Genomic DNA, 254 nt, shown 5'->3' with positions numbered 1-254 from the left:
GGGTCGTTAGCTCAGTTGGTAGAGCAGTTGACTTTTAATCAATTGGTCGCAGGTTCGAATCCTGCACGACCCACCAATCGTTCTGGTGGAACGCGATAGTAAAACGTGAAGGATAACGTTGCGTCAGCAACGGCACGTAGGGCGAGGCGAAGCCGAGTCATCCTGCACGAGCCACCGCGAAAAGATGTATCCAGCGCAGTATCGGGTGATTAGCTCAGCTGGGAGAGCACCTCCCTTACAAGGAGGGGGTCGGC

At 55.1% G+C, this 254-nt stretch carries 1 tRNA gene; it reads left to right on the top strand.

What is annotated here, in order from left to right:
- Positions 1-76 (top strand) — tRNA-Lys (locus IAE27_RS29445).
- Positions 77-254: the final 178 nt, after the last annotated feature.

The sequence above is a fragment of the Klebsiella sp. S69 genome (assembly GCF_016516145.1).
GTDB classification, from domain to species: domain Bacteria; phylum Pseudomonadota; class Gammaproteobacteria; order Enterobacterales; family Enterobacteriaceae; genus Klebsiella; species Klebsiella oxytoca.
Note: the sequence above shows the minus strand (reverse complement) of the source record. Positions and strands in the feature narration are given on the sequence as shown.